23 protein-coding genes are annotated in these 25,399 nt (G+C 65.8%); 12 read left to right on the forward strand and 11 right to left on the reverse strand.

Features of this window, described 5'->3' with window-relative positions:
* Positions 1-153 precede the first annotated feature (153 nt).
* Together AVE30378_RS13370 and AVE30378_RS13375 are read right to left on the reverse strand one after the other, a co-directional pair.
* Positions 154-1,155, reverse strand: coding sequence for a FecR family protein (locus tag AVE30378_RS13370; protein WP_129241358.1), 1,002 nt, complete (start codon positions 1,153-1,155; stop codon positions 154-156).
* 27 nt (positions 1,156-1,182) lie between these two features.
* Positions 1,183-1,689, reverse strand: coding sequence for a sigma-70 family RNA polymerase sigma factor (locus AVE30378_RS13375; RefSeq protein WP_129241359.1), 507 nt, complete (start codon positions 1,687-1,689; stop codon positions 1,183-1,185).
* A gap of 408 nt (positions 1,690-2,097) precedes the next feature.
* Here AVE30378_RS13375 and AVE30378_RS13380 point away from each other — a divergent pair, with 408 nt between their 5' ends.
* From AVE30378_RS13380 to AVE30378_RS13390, 3 genes are all read left to right on the forward strand, one after another.
* Positions 2,098-3,726, forward strand: a complete 1,629-nt coding sequence (locus AVE30378_RS13380) for a hypothetical protein (RefSeq protein WP_129241360.1) — start codon at positions 2,098-2,100, stop codon at positions 3,724-3,726.
* Positions 3,727-3,851: 125 nt separating this feature from the next.
* Positions 3,852-5,204, forward strand: a complete 1,353-nt coding sequence (locus AVE30378_RS13385) for a hypothetical protein (RefSeq protein WP_129241361.1) — start codon at positions 3,852-3,854, stop codon at positions 5,202-5,204.
* A 311-nt stretch (positions 5,205-5,515) separates the two neighbouring features.
* The gene (locus AVE30378_RS13390) at positions 5,516-5,770 is read left to right on the forward strand and encodes a hypothetical protein (RefSeq protein ID WP_129241362.1); all 255 of its coding nucleotides are present in this window, start codon (positions 5,516-5,518) and stop codon (positions 5,768-5,770) included.
* Between the two features lie 144 nt (positions 5,771-5,914).
* Here the strand turns inward: AVE30378_RS13390 and AVE30378_RS13395 are convergent, their stop codons facing one another.
* Positions 5,915-6,340, reverse strand: a complete 426-nt coding sequence (locus tag AVE30378_RS13395; protein WP_129241363.1) for an Lrp/AsnC family transcriptional regulator — start codon at positions 6,338-6,340, stop codon at positions 5,915-5,917.
* A 124-nt stretch (positions 6,341-6,464) separates the two neighbouring features.
* Between AVE30378_RS13395 and AVE30378_RS13400 the strand changes: the two genes are divergently transcribed.
* A complete protein-coding gene (locus AVE30378_RS13400) occupies positions 6,465-7,514 on the forward strand; it encodes an ornithine cyclodeaminase (protein WP_129241364.1) in 1,050 nt (349 codons plus the stop codon).
* Positions 7,515-7,595: 81 nt separating this feature from the next.
* On the opposite strand, the gene AVE30378_RS13405 is transcribed toward AVE30378_RS13400, so the two are convergent.
* The 3 genes from AVE30378_RS13405 to panB all read right to left on the reverse strand — a co-directional run bounded on the left by AVE30378_RS13405 (position 7,596) and on the right by panB (position 9,976).
* A complete protein-coding gene (locus tag AVE30378_RS13405; RefSeq protein WP_129241365.1) occupies positions 7,596-7,808 on the reverse strand; it encodes a DUF1059 domain-containing protein in 213 nt (70 codons plus the stop codon).
* A 131-nt stretch (positions 7,809-7,939) separates the two neighbouring features.
* Positions 7,940-9,049, reverse strand: coding sequence for a YcjF family protein (locus AVE30378_RS13410; protein WP_129241366.1), 1,110 nt, complete (start codon positions 9,047-9,049; stop codon positions 7,940-7,942).
* A gap of 75 nt (positions 9,050-9,124) precedes the next feature.
* Positions 9,125-9,976, reverse strand: a complete 852-nt coding sequence (panB, locus tag AVE30378_RS13415; RefSeq protein WP_129241367.1) for a 3-methyl-2-oxobutanoate hydroxymethyltransferase — start codon at positions 9,974-9,976, stop codon at positions 9,125-9,127.
* A 463-nt stretch (positions 9,977-10,439) separates the two neighbouring features.
* Between panB and AVE30378_RS13420 the strand changes: the two genes are divergently transcribed.
* The gene (locus tag AVE30378_RS13420) at positions 10,440-11,444 is read left to right on the forward strand and encodes a hypothetical protein (RefSeq protein WP_129241368.1); all 1,005 of its coding nucleotides are present in this window, start codon (positions 10,440-10,442) and stop codon (positions 11,442-11,444) included.
* Positions 11,441-12,586, forward strand: coding sequence for a glycosyltransferase family 4 protein (locus AVE30378_RS13425; RefSeq protein ID WP_129241369.1), 1,146 nt, complete (start codon positions 11,441-11,443; stop codon positions 12,584-12,586). The genes AVE30378_RS13420 and AVE30378_RS13425 overlap by 4 nt, the downstream gene beginning before the upstream one ends.
* 20 nt (positions 12,587-12,606) lie before the next feature.
* On the opposite strand, the gene AVE30378_RS13430 is transcribed toward AVE30378_RS13425, so the two are convergent.
* Entirely contained in the window at positions 12,607-13,716 is a 1,110-nt protein-coding gene (locus AVE30378_RS13430; RefSeq protein WP_129241370.1) for an S-(hydroxymethyl)glutathione dehydrogenase/class III alcohol dehydrogenase, read from the reverse strand.
* A gap of 28 nt (positions 13,717-13,744) precedes the next feature.
* Positions 13,745-14,035: a metal-sensing transcriptional repressor gene (locus AVE30378_RS13435; protein ID WP_129241371.1), complete on the reverse strand. Its 291-nt coding sequence runs from the start codon at positions 14,033-14,035 to the stop codon at positions 13,745-13,747.
* A gap of 138 nt (positions 14,036-14,173) precedes the next feature.
* On the opposite strand from AVE30378_RS13435, the gene hutC reads away from it, so the two are divergent.
* The 6 genes from hutC to AVE30378_RS13465 all read left to right on the forward strand — a co-directional run bounded on the left by hutC (position 14,174) and on the right by AVE30378_RS13465 (position 21,053).
* Complete coding sequence (gene hutC / locus AVE30378_RS13440; protein WP_422393641.1) at positions 14,174-14,917, forward strand: histidine utilization repressor; 744 nt, start codon at positions 14,174-14,176, stop codon at positions 14,915-14,917.
* Positions 14,914-15,519 (forward strand): HutD/Ves family protein, encoded by a 606-nt coding sequence (locus tag AVE30378_RS13445; RefSeq protein ID WP_129241372.1) that lies wholly within the window; start codon positions 14,914-14,916, stop codon positions 15,517-15,519. Before hutC ends, AVE30378_RS13445 begins: the two co-directional genes overlap by 4 nt.
* Positions 15,520-15,671: 152 nt before the next feature.
* Positions 15,672-17,351, forward strand: coding sequence for a urocanate hydratase (gene hutU / locus AVE30378_RS13450; RefSeq protein ID WP_129241373.1), 1,680 nt, complete (start codon positions 15,672-15,674; stop codon positions 17,349-17,351).
* Between the two features lie 39 nt (positions 17,352-17,390).
* Positions 17,391-18,920 (forward strand): histidine ammonia-lyase, encoded by a 1,530-nt coding sequence (gene hutH / locus AVE30378_RS13455; protein WP_129241374.1) that lies wholly within the window; start codon positions 17,391-17,393, stop codon positions 18,918-18,920.
* Between the two features lie 15 nt (positions 18,921-18,935).
* The gene (gene hutI / locus AVE30378_RS13460) at positions 18,936-20,153 is read left to right on the forward strand and encodes an imidazolonepropionase (RefSeq protein ID WP_129241375.1); all 1,218 of its coding nucleotides are present in this window, start codon (positions 18,936-18,938) and stop codon (positions 20,151-20,153) included.
* Positions 20,154-20,300: 147 nt separating this feature from the next.
* Positions 20,301-21,053 (forward strand): carbon-nitrogen hydrolase family protein, encoded by a 753-nt coding sequence (locus AVE30378_RS13465; RefSeq protein WP_244235035.1) that lies wholly within the window; start codon positions 20,301-20,303, stop codon positions 21,051-21,053.
* Between the two features lie 14 nt (positions 21,054-21,067).
* Here AVE30378_RS13465 and AVE30378_RS13470 read toward each other — a convergent pair whose 3' ends face one another.
* The 3 genes from AVE30378_RS13470 to AVE30378_RS13480 form a co-directional block, all read right to left on the reverse strand.
* A complete protein-coding gene (locus AVE30378_RS13470) occupies positions 21,068-22,666 on the reverse strand; it encodes a methyl-accepting chemotaxis protein (protein ID WP_129241377.1) in 1,599 nt (532 codons plus the stop codon).
* Positions 22,667-22,835: 169 nt separating this feature from the next.
* The gene (locus tag AVE30378_RS13475; RefSeq protein ID WP_129241378.1) at positions 22,836-24,245 is read right to left on the reverse strand and encodes an MFS transporter; all 1,410 of its coding nucleotides are present in this window, start codon (positions 24,243-24,245) and stop codon (positions 22,836-22,838) included.
* A 97-nt stretch (positions 24,246-24,342) separates the two neighbouring features.
* The gene (locus tag AVE30378_RS13480; RefSeq protein ID WP_129241379.1) at positions 24,343-25,284 is read right to left on the reverse strand and encodes a LysR family transcriptional regulator; all 942 of its coding nucleotides are present in this window, start codon (positions 25,282-25,284) and stop codon (positions 24,343-24,345) included.
* Positions 25,285-25,399: the final 115 nt, after the last annotated feature.

Below are 25,399 nucleotides of genomic sequence, written 5' to 3' on the forward strand. Positions count from 1 at the left end.
GGATCATGGCGGGGCCGCGGCGGTGACCGAAGCAGCCCCTACATTCAGTACGACGGACGGCCGGCGGAAAACCCTGAACGGATTTCCGGATTAATTTGTAACGGGAGCGATTCTCGTTTTCAGAAACGGCCGAAGAAGACGGCCGCGGGGCGCTCAGCGCTGCAACGAAAGGTCCGCGCCGCCGTCGGGGCGGCGTTGCACGGTAATCGGCAGGCTGTTCTGGAGGGCCTGCAGAAAGGCCTCCCCGTCTTCGATGCCGAAAACGCCCGCCATGCGCAGGCGCTTGAGCTTGCTGTCGGCCAGATGAATCGGCCGGGACAGATAGCGGTTCATCTCCCGCACCATGTCTTCGAGCGGCTGATCCTGGAACACCACCTTGCCCTGCCGCCATGCGGTGACGGCCGACACGTCGCCCGTCTCGACCGACAAGGTCCGGTCGGCCTGCGAGCGCGCCATCATGCCGGCGGTCAGCATGGCGCGCTCCCGGTTCCACCAGCGTCCGGACGACACCTCGACGCTGCCGGACTGCACCGCCACCGCCACTCGCTCCTCGTCACGGCGTACGTTGAAGACCGTGCCCGTGACTCTGACGGACACGCTGCCCGCTTCCACGAAGAATGGACGCTCGGCATTTCCAGCCACCTCGAACGTGGCCTCGCCGCTCGCCAGTTCGACGCTGCGGCGCTTGGCGTAATAGCGCACGACGAGGTCGGTGGAAACATTCATCTGGATGACAGAACCGTCGGGTTGCCTTTCGCTGCGCTGCTCGCCGCGCGCCGTGACATAGCGGGCCTCGTGCAGGGGCGTCTCGAGCATGTCGAGTATTCGCCCGTGTGTGAGGGCGCCGCCCACCACGGCAATGCCACAGACCGCGCTGGCGCCGATCAGCCACCGCCGGCGCGCATTGCGCCCGCGCGCCGACGCCGGTTCGGGCGCCTCCAGCAGTTCGCGCAAGTCGTCTTCGGGCAAGAGACGGGTCGCCTGCCAGATCTCGTCGATCGCGCGGTACTCGCGCTCGTTGCCGGAATCGGCCCGGCGCCATTGCTCAAAGCGTTCCCGTTCGGCCGCCGTGAACTTGCCGGAATGCACTCTGGCAAACCAGTAAGCGGCTGCATCGCGCGCGGCGTCCGGGGAATGGGAGGGGGCTGTGGTCATGGCAAGCGGGAAAGCGGAAACCCTGATTCAGTGCGGCGCATGATTCTGCAACCTGTCCCGGAGATGCCGCACGGCCCGGATCATATATTTTTCGACCATATTCACCGAGATGCCGAGTTTTTGCGCGATTTCTTCCTGGGTATACCCTTCGAGCCGATGCCACAGGAAAACCTGCCGGCACTTGAGCGGCAGCTCCGCCAGCCCTGCTTTCAGCGAAGCCAATAACTGCGAGGTGCGCGCCGCGGCATCGGGATCGGTGAGCAGTGGATGCTCGCCTTCGTCCAGCTCGTGCAGCGGCACCAGTTCGAGCAGCTTGGACTGCCGATGCGTGTCGATCAGCCGATTATGCACGCTGCGATGCAGGTAGGCGCGCGGATTGACCAGGGCGCCCGTATCGGTTTCGAGCACCCGCACGATAGCATCATGCGTCGCATCCTCGGCGTCGTGGTAATTGCCGGTGCGCCGCGCCCATGCGCCGATCAGCTCGCCGTAATGGGCGAGCCAGCTTTTCTTGGACTCCGGGGAGCGGGACATCGGGAAATTTCAGGCAGGCATGCGCACCAAAGGCGGTATGTTAGCAATAATTCTCATTCGCGAGGAGATTTCGGACTTCGCGGTGGATTCGTATTGGAGCGTGGTGCGACTTGTGCGAATCGGGGCCTGCGATGGCGACCTCGTTATCTTCGAGGTTTACCTGGCGAAGCGGGGACCGTCCGTGAAATGACGCAGACCGCAGGCTGGTGTACTTGGTGTTTGGACCAAGCAGGTCAAACGTCCGAATGGCTGTCGCCCGAAATTCATTTTCTTTGCATCCATCCCCTGAACATCTTCGCCTAAACGTACCCAATGTGATTTTCACAAGAGCGGCTACGGCAGGCTGTAGTTCGACTAGTCATGAAGCAATGTGTAAACTTGTGACATTTATTTACACAGGGGTTGGGCATGGCTCTGTTCGGGAAGAAATTTAGTGTCAACTCTTTGAAAGACGCTGTAGGTTCAGCAAAAGAAAAGCTAGAAGCCGGTGCCAGTTCATTAAAGGATGCTGCAAGTGCCCTGGGTGAAAAGGCTATGGACGTATCCGCCAATGCAATTAGCGCCGTGCGGGAATTCGACTACGAGGAAGCCCAGCGTAAATCCAAAGCGACTGCCATCGGATTGGCCAACAGCGCGAGGGACATGACTGATAAGGTTGTGGACACTGTTCGCGAGTTTGACTTTGACGACGCCAAAGACTCTGCCCGCAACTTTTCCAAGGAGTCCGCCAGCAAGCTCCAACAGTATTTTCGTGGCACATTCGAAGTAGACAAATCTACTTTCCAGATGGTCCAAGACATTCGTGGCCGCCTGCCTACGCCGGCGAAATCCATGGACGAAATTTACGATCAGTGTCGCAACGAAGCCGCGCGTCGTGCGATCGCCGCGTTTATGCTGGGCGACATCCTGGACCAACAAAGCCAAGCCAAATACGACAAGCTCACAGACAGCTACGATTTCTACCGTAAAGACCGCTATGAGCATATGGGTGATTATGGCGGCATGAAGCCTTCGAAGGATACGCCAGACGGCACGGTGTTCGCCAATGGCTACAACCCTGATGAGCCGTTGGTCTATGAGCGCGATAGGGGCAATACGGTGACTGTTGATCACGTCACATCCCGCAAAGAGATCTTTGCGGATACGCTGCTCAAGATTGGCCTGACCGATGAACAGTTCGGGGCCGTCGTGAATGATCCGGGCAACTTGAAATACATGCACCGCAGCATCAATAGCCAAAAGAATGATCAGGATGTCTACGAGTGGCTCGATCAGAACAGCCGCCCGCATCCGACGGACGAAGGCAAGCTCATTGTGACCATAAAAGGTAGCAAAACGGAGCACATCATCGACAAAAAGGCGGTTGACGATGCCTACGCGGAAAGCAAAGAAGTCATCCGTGCTGGCCAAATTCAAGCCATCAAGGAAATATCCACCACGGTGGCGCTGACCGGTGCGACCATGGCCGCCCAGCAAGTCGTAGGTTTAATTGTCGTTGAGACGATTGACGTATTCATGGACGAACTAAAGCGCGTCAAGCTCGTCTCCGGCAACGGCCTTGTCAACGAGTTCACCGAGAGCAAAGAGCGGATTTCAGCGGCCTTGAGTCAACGCTTTGAAGAGCGTCAGATTTGGGAGCGAGCCAAAGCGCTCGGCATTGAAGCCGGTGTTGCGGGTGCGCTGAGCGTGATCCCGCAGATATTGATCTCACTGATCCTGAAGATGCCGGCTTTTGTGTATGCCATTATCCGTGAGAGCACCCTTAGCGTTGTGCGTAGCGTCCGTGTCTTGCTCAGCAATGACCCCGACAAGCTTGCATCGCTCCAGGTCATCCTGTTGGGCACTGCATCGGCGATTGCCGGTGTTTACGTACAGCGCGTTATCAGCCAAGGTATCGCAAGCGTTCCTCTGCTCAACAAGTTCAACCCTCAGGTGTCGGGCATTCTATCCGGAATGATGATCACCGCTATTCCCTTGGCAGCCATCTATACTTTTGATCAAAACAAAAAGGCGTTGATACTGAAACTAAAGGGCTAGATGGGTTCCGGTTTACGCCGTAGCGAAGCACGGGGGAAAAAATTTTGACGCCCTTTTTCCGTAGCAAAATTTAACCCGAGGCTATGACGTAAGAAACCAAAGTCTCGAACGCAAAGAAAGTCGCAATGGAAAATACTTCGGAGTTTGATAGTGCGAGTAGCGCAGCCGCAGGCGTATACCGTCAGAATGCCTTCTACTATCGAATGGATAGTATGTTTGACCTTGATCCTGACGAGGGCGACCCACTTCCTTCAGCCGTTCCGTTTCATGCCCATGAGTACGTTCATTTCCTGCACAATGCATCGACGACCGCTGGTAATGCGTACTTAGTGTCGAATCTGATTTTACTGAGAGCGTTGGCCGCCGGAACGAACGAGTTTGGTCATTTTCTCGGACCCGGCACACTGAAACCCGATCAACTCGCGTTTCTGAATTTCGTGGGAGGAGTGATACACGGCCAGCTTGGCGCTACCTCGTCAAAGAAACTGGGAAGCAATACTGACATTCAAGCGTGGGAATGCAGCGCCGCGCAAATTGAAACAACAGAACTGGGGACCAGTGTTCACTCGACTTTCGTTGCGGACGACGGGACTGGCGCGAAGAAATTTGAACGCATAGCAATTGGCCTCAGCTTCGTAACAGAGGGTGTCGCATATGAAATCGATCGCGAGATGCGCAGATTAGGCGGTGTATCGGTGGACCGATTGGATGAGGGAACCAGAGTATTTCCCTATCTCGCATACCGCTTGCTAGTCCGAAATTGGTCAAAGCGAGACCTGGCGGCCAGGGACTACATAGCCATTGGAATCTCTGCGTTACATTCCAATGCAGCGGGGTATGGGTTGGCGGAGATTTGTCGACGGCTGAAGGAAACGACGGTACCCGTTGATGAAGTCCTCGATCTCGCTCGATCACAGTGGGATAAAGTCCGCAGCAATGTACTCGATCAAATGCGTCAGCAACAGATCGACCTTGACCCAGGCGATGTGATTTGGTCAGCCATGGGAGAGTACATGGCGCTCGTCGAGGCCGGGGCGCGGCTGCGGCGAAACCGTTGGGCACCCGAATTGGAATTTTTATCTGAGATCATGACTGTCGACGGCTTCAAAAAGGCTGTAGGCACTATGCTCGACTGTCTTGTTATTCAGGGCAAACCCGACAACGCACACGATATGTACTGGCATGGCCCAAATGTCGTCGCGCGGACCGAAAAAAAGAAACAGCGTCTGGGTGCATTGCAATCAGCGTTGCATTTTAGTCAATTACACATCAGCGCCGATGGAGCTATTCACGCGACCGAAGCTCTTCCTTCAACAAAGTGCCCTTTCGCCGGAGGCTGCGGCGTAGAACTCTGGGAGCGCTTCCCTCAAGAGTGTAGGTCCCGCCCGTGGATGCGTGTTCTAGCAACGTCAACCAAAGAAAAAGGCTGTTGGTATGTAACCGGCGTGAAAGCGCTTCAATACGCATCCCGGAGTTAAACGACTGTCATACCGTGCCCAGCAGTGAAATGAGCCTTTAACTAAGTTCCGAAGGTCGCGATTTTCCATACACCTAGGCTGATATTGATCGGTCCAATTTCTAGGATGGAAGCTTATACTGATTGTTTAATGCGTACCTCGCTGAAGATCAGCCAAGAATCCGTCGTGCGACGGTCTGTGGCGGCTATTTTCGCTTCTCCAAGTAACCGGTTACACCCGAGGCTCAAAAGGACCCGCATTCTGCGGTCCGCTTGCCTTGTCCGATACGGTGTCAATCGGCGCCTTCCGTTCAAACTCTTAAGAAAGTTCTCATGCCAGATTCAACTTCGATCACAGTCCTCGATCAGGCTATCGCTGAACATAAGTTTCGCCCCAAAGGTATCAAGATTGGGCAAGATTTGTGGAGTGCCTTAAACGCCGCAGATCGCATCAAGTGGAAGCGAGGCTATTTAGAAGGGATGGTAGATTCCCACATCGACTTTCCCGTCCTTGACGAAAATATTTTTGTCCATGTGTCTCCTGAGCTCGATGGCCATGGATACGACTTGCCGCAAGGAGCTGAGTAGTGGGCGAAGGGGCGGTAGTGCCGTAGGTGAGGGCCGTATCTCGCCCTTCATACCCGTGGAGTGCTTTCGGCAGCCACTTAATTTATTCCTTTGCTGATTGTCCACAACGGGCCATAAGCAAGCCCAAACCAACCTCCCCCGGCCTCACAGCGCCTTGAAGGTCTTCAGATGGATGCTGGTCTCGGTGGCGGCGATGCCCTTGAGCGTGCGCAGGCGGTCCAGCACTTCGGAGAGCTGGTCGATGGTCGGGACGCGCAGCTCGGCCAGCAGGTCCCAGCGGCCATTGGTGTCGTGCAGGCCCGCCACGCTGGGCTCGCCCATCAGCAGGTTCACGATCTTGCGCGTCTCATGGCCTTCCACGGCGATGCTCATCCAGGCGACGATGTCCTCGGTCTGGGCTTCCGGGCGCAGGCGCACGGTATAGCCGAGGATGACGCCGCGCTCTTCCAGTTTCTGGATGCGGTTGTCGATGGTGCCGCGCGAGACGTCCAGTTTCTTCGCCAGCGTGGCGACGGACATGCGGGCGTCGGCGCGCAACAGGCCGAGCAGGTTCCGATCTAGCGTGTCCATTGTGAAAAGTGCTATTTATTGCTGTCAGAATGCCAGGATCTTAGCGTTTTGTGTGGATTGTTGTCACTAGGAATTGGTTTGCCCGTCCGCCAGAATTTCCTTTCCATAACTCGGGGAGAAATAAATGACGACGCTGCTTTCCACTTCCGATGTCGCGAAGATCGTGGCCCAGCAAGGCCCGGAACAGGTCTTTTCCAGTTTGCTGGATTATGTGCTGTCGGACTTTCTTCGATGGCAGGAATTCGACAAGAGCGCGCGGGTGGCCAGCCATTCCCGGACTGGCGTGATCGAACTGATGCCCACCGCCGACAGCGAGTTCTACAGCTTCAAGTACGTGAACGGCCATCCCGGCAATCCGCAGGCCGGGCTGTCCACCGTGATGGCTTTCGGCGCGCTGGCGCGGGTCGCGACGGGAGAGCCGCTGCTGATCAGCGAGCTGACGCTCACCACCGCGCTGCGCACGGCCGTGACGTCGGCGCTGGCGGCGCGCGCGCTGGCCAGGCCGGATTCGCGCACGATGGCGCTGATCGGCAACGGCGCGCAGAGCGAATTCCAGGCGCTCGCCTTCCACTACATCCTGGGCATCGATACGCTGCACGTCTATGACGTGGACGCAGGCGCCACACGCAAGCTTGAAAGCAATCTGGCTTCGGTGCCCGGCTTGCGCGTGGTGCGCTTCGGCAGCACGGCGGAGGCCGTCAAGGGCGCGGACATCGTCACCACGGTGACGGCCGACAAGGCCTACGCCACCATCCTGACCCCGGACATGGTCGAGCCCGGCATGCACGTCAATGCCGTGGGCGGCGACTGCCCGGGCAAGACCGAATTGCACGCGGACGTGTTGCGCGCGGGATCGGTGTTCGTGGAATACGAACCGCAGACGCGCATCGAGGGCGATTTGCAGCAGATGCCGGCCGATTTCGCGGTGACGGAACTGTGGCGGGTGCTGACGGGGCAAAGCGAGGGCCGCCGGCGCGCCGGGGACGTGACCATCTTCGATTCGGTGGGCTTCGCGCTGGAGGACTTCTCGGCGCTGCGCTGGCTGCGCGACACCGCCATGCGGCACGGCATCGGCACCCGCATCGAGGTGGCGCCGCGGATGGCCGATCCGAAGAACCTGTTCGGCGTCGTGCCCACGGCTCGGGCCGTCCAGCCCGCCCTGGCCCGCGGATAAGGTTCCGGGCCGGCGGGCCGGAACGCGCAGTGCGCAGGCGGCGTAAGCGCCGGCCGGGAGGCCGCGCCTGCGCCGGGACGATCAGGCGCGGGGCGGCGTTTCAACCGGCGGCGTGCCGTCATGGAACAGCGATTTCAATTGTGTGCGCAGCTCCGGCGTATCCGCGTGCTTGTGCACCGTGGTCGCATGCTGCACGGCCGCTTCCAGTAGTTCGCCTTCGGAATCCGCCGCCAGGGCCACCGAGCAATTCATTTCGCTGGGGTATTCGCGGCAATCGATGTATTTGCGTGTCATGTGCGTCTCCTTGCGCGCGGGCCCGTTGGGGGCCCGTGCAATAGAGGATCCGACGCGCGGCGTGGGACGCCCTGGCAGGTGGCGCGTCGCACCGGCCAGGGCGATGGGAAAAGTATAGATCCGGCGGGCGCTCAGAAGCTGACGCGCTGCTTCAGGGCCGCCGCGATCATGGCGATGTCGATGTCCTTGCCGGGATGTTTCAGGCAGAAGTCGTACAGCACCGCCACGTAGGCATTGCCCAGCAGCTTGGTGATGGTGCCGGCGGTGGTGGCGGCGATGGTGCCTCCCACCGCGCTGCCCGCGCCGGGGATGAACTTCAGCAGGCCGGATACGACCGAACGCCCGATCAGCGTGGCGGCGGACGCGCCCAGCGTGGAGGTCACCAGGGTGGTGATGGCGGCGGTGTCGAGTTCCATGCCGAAAGTGATGCCGATCTTGGCGATCATGCCGACCTGGATGGGCACCAGCGCAAAGGCGTCCGAGAACGGGATGGGGGCGGCGGCGGCCGACGCGGCCAGCCCCGCGGCCACGTTGACCTCTATCTCAGCCCGCTTTTTTTTTACTTCCAGCGCCTTCTTGTTGCGCGTGGACAGGGCGTTGGCGTACGCCCGCTGCTGCGCTTCCGGGATGTGCAGCGCCGTGACCTCGATGAGCTTGTCCAGGCCCATGGGCGGCAGTTCGGCGTCCAGTTCCTCGATCCATTCCGGCAGGGCTCGCACCGCCACCACCTGCTTGGCGCGCGGCAGCAGCTTGCGGGCCTCGTCGGCGAAGGCGCTGTTCTTGCGCGCCTTGGTCAGCACCGCCACTACCGGTATGCCGGCATCGGCCAGCATGCCGCACAGCTCGATCTCCGCGTCTTCCACGCGATGGCTGCTGTCCTGGATGCAGAGCCAGGCCACGTGCAGGTGCCTGTCCTGGTCGTCCGACGCGGAGCGTTCCTGGATCAGGTCCGCCAACTGCTGGCGCGAGCGCTCGTAGTCGCCGACTTCGAGGCCGCGGGTGTCGATGATGGTGAGCGGATGGCCGGGCCGGGTGAATTCCTGGGTGGACTGGGTGACGGGCTTGCCCGCGCCGGTCTTGGCCAGGTCGCCGCGGAACACGGCGTTGATCAGCGTGCTCTTGCCCACGCCGGTCTTGCCCGCGACCAGGATGTTCACGCGCCCCGCGCCGCGCGTCGCGGTGCCGATGGCGTCCGCGATCGCGTCCTGCAATTGGGGCGGGTCGTTGCGGGGTGGGCTCATGAGGTGTGTGCGTAGGAAGGCATGGAGACGATTCTAGCCAGAAAAGCGCGCCGCAAAGACCCGTCCCCGCGCGGTCTACGCCGCGCCGGGCGCGCCATAGAGATGGGCGGCACCGGGAAACGTCCGGGCCTTGACCTCGGCGGCATAGCCCTGCGCCGCCTGCTGGATGCGGTCGGCCAGGCCATCGTAGCGTTTCACGAAGCGCGCGGTGCGGTCGAACATGCCCAGCATGTCGTCCACCACCAGCACTTGGCCGTCGCACTTGGCCGACGCGCCGATGCCGATGGTGGGGCAGGCGACGGCCTCGGTGATCGACGCGGCCAGCGGTTCGACGACGCCCTCGATCACCAGCGAGAACGCGCCGGCATCGGCCACGGCGGCCGCGTCGGCGGCGATGCGGGCGTATTCCGCCTCGCCCTTGCCGCGCGCGCCGTATCCGCCCAGGATGTTCACGGCCTGCGGGGTCAGCCCCACGTGGCCCATGACCGGGATGCCGCGGGCCGAGAGATAGGCGACGGTCGGCGCCATGCTTTGCCCGCCTTCCAGCTTGACCGCGCCCGCGCCGGTTTCCTTCATGACGCGCGCGGCCGAGCGGAAGGCTTGTTCGGGGCTTTCCTCGTAGCTGCCGAAGGGCATGTCCACGACGATCAGCGCGCGCCGCGAGCCGCGCACCACGGCGGCGCCGTGCGCGATCATCATGTCCAGCGTGACGGGCACCGTGGACGGCAGGCCGTAGATGGTCTGCGCCAGGCTGTCGCCCACGAGCAAGGCGTCGCAGTGCGGGTCCAGCAGTTCGGCCATGCGCGCCGTGTAGGCGGTCAGCATCACCAGCGGCTCCTGGCGCTTGCGGGCCCGGAACGCGGGGACGCTGATCCGGGGCGTGCTGGCGGCTGCCGCGGCGGCGGCCAGGGTGGCGGTCGTAGACATCGAATTCCTTTCTATCCAGGGGGTTCCAGTGCTTGCGCCGGGGCCGGGGCCCATGCCTCATCCGGCGCGCGGCCGTCGGGGCCGCCATGCCGGTACCCCGCATCGTAGCGGAATGCGGAGGCCCCCAACGCGCGAGGCGGTATCGCGTGCCGAAACGCCGCAGGCTAATCTTTGCGGCAAAAGGTAATCGAACGTGTTGCAGGTGCCGCGCTCGCGCCGTCGCCAACCGGTGCGCATGGCCCGGTGCGGCTGCATCCGGCCGGGACATGCCGCGCACTATGGGTGGCGTCCTCCTCGCGGTGCGCCGCAGCGCGGCGCGCGATTTTCGGCGCAATTCGGGGACGTGTCCTGCGCGGCCGCCAAAGCGTTACATCTCAATGGTTTCGCTCGCGTTTTGCGCTGGGGCGCCTGCGTAGAATTCGCCGCTCGTCAAGTTTTTTGCGGCATACGCGCAACATTGTCCATGCCTAGTTTCGGGCTCATTCCCCGCCTGCTGCGTTCGCGCCCGTTGACCAAGGGCCTGCGCTATTTCTATCGCTACACGCGGCCTCGGGCGTATCGGCACAATGAAACGCTGTGGCCTTTCGTGAAGCCGCGGCGCGATGCGGCCGGACGGCTGGCCGGCTGCGAACTGCGCGGCGTGCGCGGCCCGGCCACGACGCCGCTGGAGCAGTTGGCGCGTCCCATCCGCGGCGACGCGCACCTGATACTCAGCGGCCCCTCGGTGGCCCAGATCGATTACGCGCGCTGCCCGTTGGGCGTGGCGATGGGCGTCAACGGTTCCATCGCCTTGCGGCGGCAACAGCCTACGCTGCGTTTCGACTACTACGCGATGCTGGACGCCGGCTTCGTCAGGCGCCGCCGCGACCTCGTGGCGGAGGTGCTGGCGCAGGACCTGACGCTGTTCGTTACGCCCGAGGTCTACCGCTGGATCGCATTCCTGTTCGACCGCGAGTCCGTGCGCTGCCGCATCGCCCTGTTCGAGGAAGTGCACCAGCGCGCCTTGCGGCCGCGGGCGCGCCCCGAAGAGCTGGAGGCCCAGTCGGCCGCGGACCCCGGGCTGGTGCTGTTCGACGCCCGCCATCCCGTGCATGCGCACGGCTTCAGCCTGGATCCGCCGCGCGGCCTGTTCGGCGGCGGGACCGTCGCCTACACGGCCTTGCAGTTGCTGGCGTGGCTGGGCGCAAAGACCGTCTATCTGCACGGCCTGGACCTGACGGCCGCCGCGGGGCCCCGATTCTATGAAAGCGCGGCTGCGCAATTGCCGACCGCGCTGGACCGGCAGTTCCCAGGACACATCGAGCCTGCGTTCCGGCGGGCCGGCAGGCTGCTCGCCGAGCGCGGGATCAAGGTCTACAACCTGTCTCCCGCCAGCCGGCTGGGCGGCGACGTGTTCGAGAAACGTCACTGGAGCTGCCTGCTGTCCCCGGCGGCGGCTCCGCAAACGCTAGTCAATGTGAACCCATGAAGATCCTGTACACCAATTTCCACCAAGGCGACGGCGGCGGCCACACCACTTATGTGATGTCGCTGGCGCGCATTCTCTGCCACAAGTCGGAAGTGGTCGTGGCCGCGCCGGCGAGCAGCCGCCTGCTGGCCGAGGCGCGCGCCCTGCCCGGCGTGCGCACGATCCCGCTGGAATTCAAGGGGCGGCCGCTGGAGCAGGTTCGCGCGCTGCGCCGGCTGCGCGCCCTGCTGCGCGACGAACGATTCGACGTGGTGCACGTCAACGGCTCCGCGGATCACAGGCTGTGCATGCTGGCCACCATGGGGATGGGAGCGCGGCGCCCTTTCATTGTCTACACGCAGCATACGGACCGCAGCGCCAAGAGCCTGGGGGCGCGGGTGCGCGCAAAATGGGGCACCAACCGCGTCATTTGCGTATGCAGCCATACCTTTCGCCGCATGAAGCAGTCGGTGTTCCGCAACGAGGACCTGCGAGTGGTGCACAACGGCGTCGATACGGAGAAATGCCGCCCGCCCACGCAGCGCCAGGCAGCCCAGGCGCGGGACAGCCTGCTGCCCGACGGCATGCAGGGCCGGCTCGTCATCGGCAGCAACGCGGGCACCGCGGTCTACAAGAACTGGCTGGACATGGTCGCCGCCGTGGCCATGTTGCCGGCGCCGCAGCGCCGGCAGGTGGTGATCCTGATCGCCGGCAAGCTGCCGGACGTCGAACAGATGCGGCGCGTCGCCGAGCTGGGCATGTCCGACCAGGTGGTGTTCACCGGCCTGCTGGACGACGTGCGGCCGTTCCTGTCCGCGCTGGACGTGGGCTTCGTGCTGTCGTCGAAGCTGGAGACGATTTCGTTCGCCTGCCGCGAGATGATGGCCGCCGGCAAGCCGGTGATCGTCAGCGAGGTGGGCGGATTGACCGAGAACGTCACCGACGGCCGCGACGGCTGGGTGGTGCCTCCCGCCTCGGTCGACAGCGTGGTCCAGGCCTTGTCGCAGATCCTGGCGAACCGGGACGCCCTGGCCCGGATGGGCGAGGAGGCGCGCAGCACGGCGTTGAAGGATTTCTCGCTGGCGGCGTTCGTGGGCAAGACCGAGAACGTCTATCGCGAGGGGCGGACGCGGCAGCCGTACCGGCTGCCGCTGGCTTCCTGAACGCGGCGCCGGAGGGCGCTTCAGTAGTGGATCACCGTGCGGATCGACTTGCCGTCGTGCATCAGGTCGAAGGCCTCGTTGATGCGTTCCAGCGGCAGCGTGTGCGTCACGAACGGATCCAGGTCGATCTTGCCGCTCATGGCGTCTTCCACCATGCCCGGCAATTGCGTGCGGCCCTTGACGCCGCCGAAGGCCGACCCGCGCCAGACACGGCCCGTGACGAGCTGGAACGGACGGGTGCTGATCTCCTGGCCGGCGCCGGCCACGCCGATGATGATGCTCTCGCCCCAGCCCTTGTGGCAGCATTCCAGCGCGGCGCGCATCACGTGGACGTTGCCGATGCACTCGAACGAGAAATCCACGCCGCCGTCGGTCATTTCGACGATGACGTCCTGGATCGGCTTGTCGTGGTCCTTGGGGTTGACGCAGTCGGTGGCGCCCATGGCGCTGGCCAGCACGAATTTGTTGGGGTTGGTGTCCACGGCGATGATGCGGCCGGCCTTGGCCTGCACCGCGCCCTGGATCACGGCCAGGCCGATGCCGCCCAGGCCGAACACGGCGACGGTGTCGCCTTCCTTGACCTTGGCGGTGTTGTGCACAGCGCCCAGGCCCGTGGTGACGCCGCAGCCCAGCAGGCACACCTTTTCGTGCGGAGCGGCCGGGTTGATCTTGGCCAACGAGATTTCGTTGACGACCGTGTACTCGCTGAACGTGGAGCAGCCCATGTAGTGGTACAGCGGCTTGCCCTGGTAGCTGAAGCGCGACGTGCCGTCGGGCATGACGCCCTTGCCCTGCGTGGCGCGGACCTTCTGGCACAGGTTGGTCTTGCCGGACAGGCAGAACTTGCATTCGCGGCATTCGGCCGTATAGAGCGGGATGACGTGGTCGCCCGGCTTCAGCGAGGCCACGCCTTCGCCGACTTCGACCACGACGCCGGCGCCTTCATGGCCCAGCACGGCCGGAAACAGGCCTTCCGGATCGTCGCCGCTCAGGGTGAAGGCGTCCGTGTGACAGACACCGGTGTGGGTGATCTGCACCAGCACCTCGCCGCGCTGCGGGGGCGCGACGTCGATTTCAACGATTTCCAGCGGCTTGCCGGGTCCGAATGCGACTGCTGCGCGTGATTTCATAGCTTTGCTCCACGAATGTCAGGTGGCGTTACTTCAAATACGAACGGACGAGACGCATCAACAGGTCGATCTCCGCTTCGGGTTCGACCTTGGCCTCGCGCTGGCCGCCCTGGGCGGACTGCAGGAAGGTTTCCCGGAGATGGCTTTCCAGCACCTCGGCCATCAGGCCGGTGGCGGCGCCCCGCAAGGCGGCCAGTTGCTGCAGCAGCGCCCCGCACTCGGTGCCTTCGTTGACGGCCCGTTCCAGCGCCAGCGCCTGTCCCTGGATACGGCGCAGGCGAGTGACGACGCGTTTCTTTTCTTCCGGGGAATGGGGCACGGCGGGCTCCGATGAATACAGGGGGGGAGTATACGTAAAGCCGCCGCGCGCGTCCAGGCGCGCAACGGTCGGTCTGTACCTGTCTATACTTTATCCCCGGACTCCCCCGCAGCTCAACGGTATAAAACAGGACGACCCGTGGCCTCTTCTCCGCCCAGATTGCCGGTACAGGCGAACGCCTTGCCCGCGCCGCTCTACGCCCAGGTCAAGCAGATGATCGCGCAGCAGATACGCAGCGGCGCGTGGCCCGCGCATTACCGCGTGCCTTCGGAGGCCGAACTGGTGGACGAGCTGGGCTTCAGCCGCATGACCATCAACCGGGCCCTGCGCGAACTGACCGCGGAAGGCCTGCTGGTGCGGATGCAGGGCGTGGGCACCTTCGTGGCCCAGCCCAAGGCGCGTTCGGCGCTGTTCGCGGTCAACAACATCGCCGACGAGATCTCGGCCCGCAACCACCGGCACCACAGCCGGGTCGTGCGCCTGGCCGAAGAACCCGCCGGGGCCGAACAGGCGCAGGCGCTGGACATCCGCCCGGGGCAGCCGGTGTTCCATTCCGTCATCGTCCACTACGAGGACGACATGCCGATCCAGCTCGAGGACCGCTACGTCAACGTGAAGCTGGCGCCCGACTACCTCAAGCAGGATTTCACGCAAGCCACTCCCTATGAATACCTGACGCGCGTGGCGCCGCTGACCGAAGGCGAGCATATCGTCGAGGCCATCCTGGCCCGGCCGCGCGAATGCCAGTTGCTGCAGATCGAGCGCGGCGAACCCTGCCTGCTGATCCGGCGGCGCACCTGGTCGGGCGAACGCGCCGTGACCCTGGCGCGGCTGATCCACCCGGGTTCGCGGCACCGCCTGGAAGGCAAATTCACGACATGAAGCATCCCCGGATCCATCTTTACCGGGCCGAGGCCCATCCCCGCATGCCGTGGCGCAACGGCGGCGGCACCACGCAGGAAGTCGCCTGCAATCCCGGCGGCAGCACCGCGGCGTTCGACTGGCGCCTGTCCATCGCCGACGTGGGGCAGGACGGCGGCTTTTCGGCATTCGCCGGCTATCAGCGCATCATCACCGTGCTGGAGGGCCAGGGCATAGAACTGACCGTGGACGGGCGCAGGCAGGCGCCGCTGGCGCCGCGGCGGGCCTACGCCTTCTCCGGCGGCGCGCAGGTGGAATGCCGCCTGGTCGGCGGGCCCATCCGCGATTTCAACCTGATCTATTCCCCGGCGCGCTACGACGCCCGCCTGCAATGGGCGGCGGGCGAGGGTCCGTGGACCTTCCACAGCAGCGCCCGCAGCGTGCTGGTGCTGAACGCGGGCGCCGCCCTGTCGCTCGCGGCCGGCGGCGCGGAGCACGCCTTGCCGTCGCGCTACGACTGCCTGCACATCGAAGGGCAGGACGGCCTGGCGGAATACCGGCTGGCCGCGGTGGACGGAGCGCTGGACGCCTGCGTGATCGAACTGTCGCCGCGAGCCGGCTGATCCGGCCCCCGCCGGGGCGCGGGCGCGGATGCGGGGAATCCCTGATCCGGCCGATCGTTTTTTAACTTGTATATACAAGCATAGTCATCCTATGATGCGGGGAACAGCCGCGCCCATGGGCCTGCGCGGCACAACCGTTCAGGGAGAATTCCATGGAAAAGCCGAACCGCTACCGAGACGTGGAGATCCGCGCCCCTCGCGGCACCCAGTTGACAGCCAAGAGCTGGCTCACCGAAGCGCCGTTGCGCATGCTGATGAACAACCTGGATCCCGACGTGGCCGAGAACCCCCGGGAACTGGTGGTGTACGGCGGCATCGGCCGCGCCGCCCGCGACTGGGAGTGCTATGACAGGCTGGTCGAGTCGCTCAAGGAACTGAACGACGACGAAACCCTGCTGGTGCAGTCGGGCAAGCCGGTGGGCGTGTTCAAGACCCACGCCAACGCGCCGCGCGTGCTGATCGCCAATTCCAATCTGGTGCCGCATTGGGCCACCTGGGAGCATTTCAACGAACTGGACGCCAAGGGCCTCGCGATGTACGGCCAGATGACGGCGGGAAGCTGGATCTACATCGGCAGCCAGGGCATCGTGCAGGGCACGTACGAGACCTTCGTCGAGGCCGGCCGCCAGCATTACGGCGGCGATCTCGCGGGGCGCTGGGTGCTGACCGCCGGGCTGGGCGGCATGGGCGGCGCGCAGCCGCTGGCCGCCACCCTGGCCGGCGCCTGCTCGCTGAACATCGAATGCCAGCAGAGCCGCATCGACTTCCGCCTGCGCACCCGCTACGTCGACGAACAGGCCAGGGACCTGGACGACGCGCTGGCGCGCATCGAGGAGTACACGTCGGAAGGCAGGGCGGTGTCCATCGCGCTGTGCGGCAACGCCGCCGAGGTCCTGCCGGAACTGCTGCGCCGCGGCGCGCGCCCCGACCTGCTCACGGACCAGACCAGCGCGCACGACCCCCTGAACGGCTACCTGCCCGCCGGCTGGACCTGGGAGGCCTACCGCGAGCGCGCCCAGCGCGAGCCGGCGGCGGTCGTCCAGGCCGCCAAGGCGTCGATGGCCCAGCACGTGCGGGCCATGCTGGCGTTCCATGCGCAGGGCGTGCCCACCTTCGACTACGGCAACAACATCCGCCAGATGGCCAAGGACGAAGGCGTGGCCGGCGCGTTCGACTTCCCGGGCTTCGTGCCCGCCTATATCCGGCCGCTGTTCTGCCGCGGCGTGGGCCCGTTCCGGTGGGCGGCGCTGTCCGGCGATCCGCAGGACATCTACAAGACCGACGCCAAGGTCAAGGCGCTGATTCCGGACGACGCGCACCTGCACCGCTGGCTGGACATGGCGCGCGAGCGCATCAGTTTCCAGGGCCTGCCGGCGCGCATCTGCTGGGTCGGCCTGGGCCAGCGCGCCCGGCTCGGCCTGGCGTTCAATGAAATGGTGCGCAGCGGCGAACTGGCGGCGCCGGTGGTGATCGGCCGCGATCACCTGGATTCCGGGTCCGTCGCCAGCCCCAACCGCGAGACGGAAGCGATGCGCGACGGATCGGACGCCGTATCCGACTGGCCGCTGCTGAACGCCCTGCTGAATACCGCGGGCGGCGCGACCTGGGTGTCGCTGCACCACGGCGGCGGGGTGGGCATGGGCTATTCGCAGCACGCCGGCATGGTGATCGTGTGCGACGGCACCGACGCGGCCGCCGAACGCATCGCTCGCGTGCTGACCAACGATCCCGGCACCGGCGTCATGCGGCACGCGGACGCGGGCTACGAAGCCGCCATCGAATGCGCGAAGGAACAAGGCCTCAAGCTGCCGATGCTGGCAAGCGCCCGCTGATCCGGCGCCCGCGCAGCGTTATCCGACAGGAGATCAAGAATGGAATTGCATTTGAAACCCGGGTGCTTGCGGCTTGCCGACCTGCGGCGCGTGTACCAGGAGCCGGTGCGCGTGGCGCTGGATCCCGGCGCCGCCGCGCCCATCGAGGCCAGCGTGGCCTGCGTCGACCGCATCGTGGCGGAGGGGCGCACGGCCTACGGCATCAATACCGGCTTCGGCATGCTGGCCACGACGCGGATCGCGCCGGAGGACCTGGAGGCCCTGCAGCGCTCGCTGGTGCTGTCGCACGCCGCGGGGGTGGGCGAGGCCCTGGACGACGCCATGGTGCGGCTGATCATGGTGCTGAAGATCAACAGCCTGGCGCGCGGCTATTCCGGCATCCGGCGCAAGGTGATCGACTCCCTGATCGCCCTCGTGAACGCGGAGGTATACCCGCACATCCCGCTGAAGGGATCGGTGGGCGCGTCGGGCGATCTCGCGCCGCTGGCGCATATGTCCCTGCTGTTGCTGGGCGAGAGCAAGGCGCGCAGCCAGGGCGTCTGGCTGCCCGCCGCGGAAGCGCTGGCGAAGGCGGGCCTGGAACCCTTGACGCTGGCGGCCAAGGAAGGCCTGGCGCTGCTCAACGGGACCCAGGTGTCGACGGCCTATGCGCTGCGCGGCCTGTTCGAGGCCGAGGACCTGCTGGCCGCCGGGCTGGTCTGCGGCAGCCTCAGCGTGGAAGCCATGCTGGGTTCGCGCGCGCCGTTCGATGCCCGCATCCACGCGGCGCGCGGCCAGCCGGGCCAGATCGACGCGGCCGCCGTCTACCGCGAACTGCTGACCGAAGACAGCGAGGTCGGGCATTCGCACGCGAACTGCGGCAAGGTGCAGGATCCCTATTCTCTGCGCTGCCAGCCGCAGGTGATGGGCGCCTGCCTGGCCCAGATCCGCCAGGTGGCGCAGGTGCTGGAAATCGAATCCAACGCCGTGTCGGACAACCCGCTGGTGTTCGCCGAACAGGGCGACGTGGTGTCGGGCGGCAATTTCCACGCGGAACCGGTGGCGCTGGCGGCCGATAACCTGGCGCTGGCGCTGGCCGAGATCGGCGCGCTGTCGGAGCGCCGCATTTCGCTGATGATGGACAAGCACATGTCGCAATTGCCGCCTTTCCTGGTGAACAACGGCGGCGTGAATTCCGGCTTCATGATCGCCCAGGTCACGGCGGCCGCGCTGGCCAGCGACAACAAGGCGCTGGCGCATCCCGCGAGCGTGGACAGCCTGCCCACCTCGGCGAACCAGGAAGACCACGTTTCGATGGCGCCGAACGCGGGCAAGCGGCTCTGGCCCATGGCCGAGAACGTGCGCGACATTCTGGCGATCGAATGGCTGGGCGCCTGCCAGGGCCTGGATTTCCGCCAGGGGCTGAAAACCTCGCCCAAGCTGGAGCAGGCCCGCGCTTTGTTGCGCGGGCGGGTGGCGCACTACGAGCGGGACCGCTTCTTCGCGCCCGACATCGCGGCGGCAAGCGAGCTCATCGCGGCGCGCGGCCTGACGGCGCTGATGCCGGCCGGCCTGCTGCCCAGTTCGTGAAACAGGAGGTTGCGGATGAGACAGGTCTGGCGCAACTGCCACGCGGCCACGATGGCGGGGGGCAAGTATGCGGCGATCGAGCGCGCCGCCATCCTGACGCGCGGGAAAAGCATCGAGTGGATCGGCCCCGAAGACGCGCTGCCGCGCGCCGACGGCGCTCCGGTCCATGATTTGCGCGGGGCCTGGGTCACGCCCGGGCTGATCGACTGCCATACCCACCTGGTGTTCGGCGGCAACCGCAGCCGGGAATTCGAGCAGCGGCTGCAAGGCGTGGATTACGCCAGCATCGCCGCGCAAGGCGGAGGCATCGCCAGCACCGTGCGCGCCACGCGGGCCGCCACCGAGGGCGAACTCTACGCCAGCGCGCGCCGGCGGGCCCTGCATCTGCTGCGCGACGGCGTGACCACGCTGGAGGTCAAGTCGGGCTATGGGCTGGATTTGCCGAATGAACGCAAGATGCTGCGGGTGGCCAGGCGCCTGGGGCAGACTCTGCCCCTGACGGTCCAGGCCACCTGCCTGGCGGCGCACGCGCTGCCGCCCGAATTCGCCGGGCGCGCGGACGACTATATCGACGAAGTCGCGCGGCGCATTCTGCCGGTGCTGGCGGCCGAGGGCCTGGTCGACGCCGTGGACGCGTTCTGCGAACACCTGGCGTTCTCGCCCGGGCAGGTCGACCGCGTGTTCCAGGCCGCCCGGCACCTGGGCCTGCCGGTCAAGCTGCATGCCGAACAGCTATCTTCGCTGCATGGCGCAACGCTGGCGGCGGGCTATGGCGCGCTGTCCGCGGACCACCTGGAACATGCGACCGAAGGCGATGTGCTGGCGATGGCCGGGGCTGGCACGGTCGCGGTGCTGTTGCCGGGCGCTTTCTACGCGCTGCGCGAAACCCGGTTGCCCCCGCTTGAGCTATTGCGCCGGCATGGCGTGCCGATCGCCATTTCCAGCGATCTGAATCCGGGCACGTCGCCCGCGCTGTCCCTGCGGTTGATGCTCAGCATGGCCTGCACCCTGTTCCGGATGACGCCCGAGGAAGCGCTGGCCGGCGCGACCGTGCACGCGGCGCGGGCGTTGGGGCTGCAGGCGACGCACGGCGAGCTGGCGGCCGGCCGGGTCGCGGACTTTGTGGCCTGGGACATCGGCCACCCGTCCGAACTGGCCTATTGGATAGGCGGAGACATTCCCAAGCGCGTCATCCGGCACGCCGGGGAAGTGGGCGCGATGCCGCTGGATTGAGGGCGGCGGATCCGGACCGATATGCGTCCGAAAAGGACCGGATACCGTTTTCGCGCACCGGAGCGGGCGGCGGCGCTTTACGATGTCGCGGCAGCGTGCCCGATGCCGGGCAGGCACATCGTGGAAGGAAAACGCATGCGGATTTGCATGATGGAAGGTCCGGTGGACCTGGAGCCCCGGGGCGCGACCTGGGAGGGGATGGCCGACCGCATCGGCGAACTTGCCCCGGACCTGCTGGTGACCAACGAAATGCCGTTCGGTCCCTGGCTGGCGGCGAGCCCAGCCTACGATGCGGACCGCGCCGCGGCGTCGGTCCGCATCCATGAGGAAGGGCTTGCAGCGCTGGCCGCGCTCAAATTGCCGGCCATCGTGTCCTCGCGGCCGGTGCCGGCCGGCGAACGCCTGGCCAACGAGGCCTTCGCCCTGCAGGACGGCCGCTACACGCCGCTGCACCACAAGCAATACTTCCCGCAGGAACCCGGCTTTTATGAAGCGTCGTGGTTCCAGCCGGCCATGCCCGGTTTCGAAGTGTTCGAGGTGGGCGGCATCCGCCTGGGCGTGCAGCTATGCACGGAGCTGATGTTCAACGAGCGCTCGCGGCGCTACGGGCGGGACGGCGCGGAGCTGATCGTGGCGCCGCGCGCCAGCGGCGCGTCGATCGGGCGCTGGATGACGGCCGGCGCCATGGCCGCGCTGGTGTCCGGCTGCTATGTGGTCAGCTCGAATCGCGCCGGACGTACGGCGGACGGGCAGGTGTTCGGCGGCCGCGCGTTCGCCTTCCAGCCGGACGGCGAACCGCTGGCGGGGTCCACGGATACCGAGTCCATCGTGGCGATCGAGGTGGATCCCGCCCGATCGCGGGCACAGCAATCGCAATACCCCTGCTACGTGCGCGAATAGCAGGGGCGCCGGCTTCAGGCGGCTATCGCCGCGCGCGGCTCATGGCGGATCAGCGGGGGCAGCCGGAACGCGCTGACCGCGCTTTGCAGGCGCTGCGCCTGGGCTTCGAGCGAGGACGCCGCCGCCGCGGCTTCTTCGACCAGCGCCGCGTTCTGCTGCGTCACATTGTCCATCTGCGTCACGGCCGTGTTGACCTGGCCGATGCCGGTCACCTGTTCATGCGAGGCGGTGGCGATGTCGTTGACCAGCACGGTCAGGCGTTCGATGGTCTGGAGAATCTCTTCCATCGTGCGTCCCGCGTCTTCCACCTGCGCCGACCCGGCCTGCACCGTGGCGCCGGAGGCATCCAGCAACTGCTTGATTTCCTTGGCCGCGCCCGCGCTGCGCTGCGCCAGCGACCGCACTTCGGCCGCCACCACCGCAAAGCCCTTGCCTTCCTCGCCCGCGCGCGCGGCCTCCACGGCCGCGTTCAGCGCAAGAATGTTCGTCTGGAAGGCGATGCCGTCGATGACGCTGACGATGTCCTCGATGCGGCCCGAGTCTTCGGCGATTTCGCGCATGGTGCGCACGGCCTGCTGCACCGCCTGCCCGCCGCGCTGCACCACTTCGCTTGCCGCCGCGGCCATGCGGTTGGCCTGGCGCGCGTTCTCGGCGTTGCTGGTCACGGTGGACAACAATTGTTCCATGCTGGCGGCGGTTTCCTCCAGCGAGGCCGCCTGCTGCTCGGTGCGGCTGGACAGGTCCTGGTTGCCGGCGGCGATTTCGCTGGAGCCCGTATTGATTTCGACGACGCCGTCGCGCACCGTGTGCACGGTGCGCACCAGGCTGTCCTGCATGTCTTGCAGGTACGGGATGATCTGGCCGACGCAATTGCGGCCAAAGGGCGGAATGGGGGTGGTCAGGTCGCCGCCGGCGATGCGCCGGAAGTGGTTCTTGATGTCGTCCAGCGGCCGCTTGACGAAAGCCGCCACGTAGCGGTCGCCGAGCACGAGCAGCAGCAGGCAGACGCCCAGCACGATGCCCATGCCGGTATAGGCACGCTGGCGTTTGGCGCTGGCGTCCTGCATCAATTGCGTTTCGCGTTCCTTGGCATAGGCTTCGTAGGCTTCGATGCTCTTGCCGAAGGCGCGGCTGGCCGTGACCACGGCGCCGGCCGCATGCTTGCGGGCCTGTTCGATGTCGCCGGCTTCCAGATGCTGGCGCTGCACCGCGATGCCGCCGTTGACCAGGGCGTCGAAGCCGGCCTGCATGGGATCCAGGATGGCCGCCGGGATGTCTTTCCTGGCCCGTTCCACAAAAACGGCCTGCTGCTTCCTGGCCTGGTCCAGCGCGGCGTCGACGCTGCGCCCTTCCTCGGCCGCCTGGGCGGTTTGGCCCAGGCCGGCATATTCCAGTTGGCGGGACAGGCGCAGGCGCGCGCGCATGATCTGATCGTTGACCCGGGACAGGGCGGACACTTCGTTCAGGAGTTCGCTGCTGGCGGCGAGCGCCTGGCCCGCGCTGTTCAAGCCATTGACGCTGATGGCCGACAGGCCGGCGAGCAAGGCGCTGACCATGAGCAGGGTGCACAGGATCATGCGGCGGATGGTGATGTCTTTCAATAACTGTTTCATGCGTGTCGTTCCCTGGTGCAGCGGGGGGGCTGCAACGACAACAACGGCGCGGCGCCAACGATATTTAGGCGCTGTTGCACAACTTACGAATATATCGGTTTGATGCTGGAGTACGGGGAAATAACGCAACATTGTTGCGGTTGAGCAGAGGCCTCGGCGGGCCCCGGACCTACCGCGTCGATGGCGCCTGCACGGGTTCCGAGGCGTCGAAGCGCAGGCGCGAGAAACTGGCGGCGCAGGCCAGCGCGGCGCACAGGCCGCCCAGCCACAGCGCGGCGACGGCGCCCTGCGTGCTGGACACGTTGAAACAGGCGGCCACCATGGCCGCGCCCGAGGCCTGCCCCAGCAGGCGCACGGTTCCGATCATGCCGCTGGCGCCGCCCGCGCGAGAGGGCGGCGCCGACATCATGATGGCGCGCAGGTTGGGCGACTGGAAGAAGCCGAATCCGGCGCCGCACACGGCCATGCGCCAGGCGATGTCCCAGATGGGCGGGTCGGCCGGCATCAGCGCCAGCAGCGCCATGCCCAGCGCCATGAGCGCCAGGCCCACGCCGCCCAGCGCGCCCGCGGGATAGCGGTCGGACAGGCGCCCCGCGATGGGCGCCATGAAGGCCACCACAACGGGCCAGGGCGTGATCAGGAAGCCCGTCTCGACCTGGGTATAGCCCAGCGTGGTCTGCAGCAGGAAGGGCAAGGACACGAACGCCAGCGCCTGGGCCGCGAACGCGCAGATGGCCGTGGCGGCGGACAGGGCGAACAGGGGGCGGCGCAGCAGGTCGACGGCCAGGATGGGGGCGGGGTGGCCCGCCTGCCGCCGCATCAGCAGGAACAGGCTGGCCGCGGCGATCCCCCATTCCAGCGCCACGCGCGGCAGGGGGGCGCGGTGGGCAAGCTCGTTCGTTCCCAGCACGAACATGCCCAGCGTCAGCGCGCACAGCGCCGCGGCCACGCCGTCGAAGCCATGCCGCGCGCGGGTGGTTTGGGGCAGGCCGCGCAGGGCCAGCACCGCGCAGAGCGTGCCGACGGGCACATTCATCAGGAACAGCCAGTGCCAGTTCCCCAGCAGGAGGATGGCCGACGCGACGGTGGGGCCGGCCGCGAAGGACAGGCCCACCACCATGGCGTTCAGGCCCAGTCCGCGGCCCAGCAGGTGCGAGGGGTAGATGAAGCGCAGCAGCGCTCCGTTGACGCTCATGACGCCGGCCGCGCCCAGGCCCTGCAGGATCCGCGACGCGACCAGGGTGGGCAGCGACGGCGCCAGGCCGCTGGTCAGCGACGACACGGTGTATATGGCCAACCCCACGATATAGACGCGGCGGTGGCCCAGGATCTCGCCCAGCGCCGCGGCCGGCAGCAGGCCCGCCACCATGGCCAGTTGATAGCCGCTGATGACCCAGATGGATGCCGCGTCGTCGGCCCGCAGGTCGCGGGCGATGGTGGGCAGCGCCGTGTTGGCGATGGCGGTGTCCAGGCTGGCCATGCACAGCGCCAGCATGACGGCCAGGAGCGCGCCCAGGCGTTCCGATGCCGGCAGGCCGACGCCGGCCGGATAAACGGTATGGTGGGAGAACGTGAGCATGTGTCAGGCCGCCTCGCGAGGCGTCCGGGTTGCGGACCGGGAATCGTGACCGTCGATTCTACGGCACGGGCGGCGCGGCCCCGCGGGCGCCGTCCGCCTATTCCACGTTGTGGACGCGCAGCCGTTCGGCCAGTTCGGCGTAGCAGCGCCGGACCGCCGCGCGGGCCTGCTGCTCCGGGGCGCGCGCCATCAGGCAGATGCGCCGCGTGAGCCGCGGGCGCCGCAAGGGCACGATGGCCAGGCCGTCCTGGCGCTGGCCCTGCGTGTACAGCCGCGAGATCAGCCCCACGCGCAGGCCGGCGCGCACCAGGCTGTACAGCGTATCGGTGTAGTTCAAGGTGTCGGTCGCGGCCAGGTCCGACCCCTGCTGGCGCAGGGTGGAGACGATCATTTCGTAGGTGCTGCCGCGCGACAGCACGGCCAGCGGCTCCGCTTTGAGGTCCTGCCAGGTCAGCGCCTGGCGCCGCGAAAGGCGGTGCGTGTCGGCCAGCACGGCCACCAGTTCGTCTTCGGCCACGAAGGCGGCGGCCAGGCCGGGCGTGAGGCCGAAGTCCAGGCCCAGTCCGATGTCCAGTTCGCCATTGCCCAGCGCGGCCATCAGTTCGTCGTTCAGGTGGTCGCTGAGGATCAGCGCGACGTCCGGATGCCGCAGGCGCCACTGGGCCACCACGGGGGCGAGCAAATGCATGGTGGACGGGATGCAGCCGATGCGCACCGTGGCGGCCTGGGTGTCCAGCAGGCGCCGCAGGTCTTCGGCGCCCTGGGTGTAGCTGTTGAGCAGCCACTCGATCTGGGCGCGGGCGGCCAGGCCGGCCGGCGTCAGCCGCACGTGGTGGGTGCTGCGCTCGAACAGCGCCACGCCCATCAGCGCCTCCAGTTCGCGGATGGCGGCGGACAGGGCGGGCTGGCTCAGCGCCAGCGCCTGGGCGGCGCGGCTGAAACTGGCGTGGCGGGCCACTTCCTTGAAGCCGCGCAACTGCCGCAGCGTGGGCTGGCGCGCCGGGACGGGCGGGCTGTCCGGCGGGGGGCGCTTAGTCATAGATTTACCTGATGAATCTATAAAAATATAACATTTCAGTTATTACCGGGATCTGGGTAGGATGGCGCCGTCGCCCTCCTCCGCGCCGCGCGCCTTGCGCGCGCGCTTCGTCCGT

The organism is Achromobacter veterisilvae, from assembly GCF_900496975.1.
GTDB classification, from domain to species: domain Bacteria; phylum Pseudomonadota; class Gammaproteobacteria; order Burkholderiales; family Burkholderiaceae_B; genus Achromobacter; species Achromobacter veterisilvae.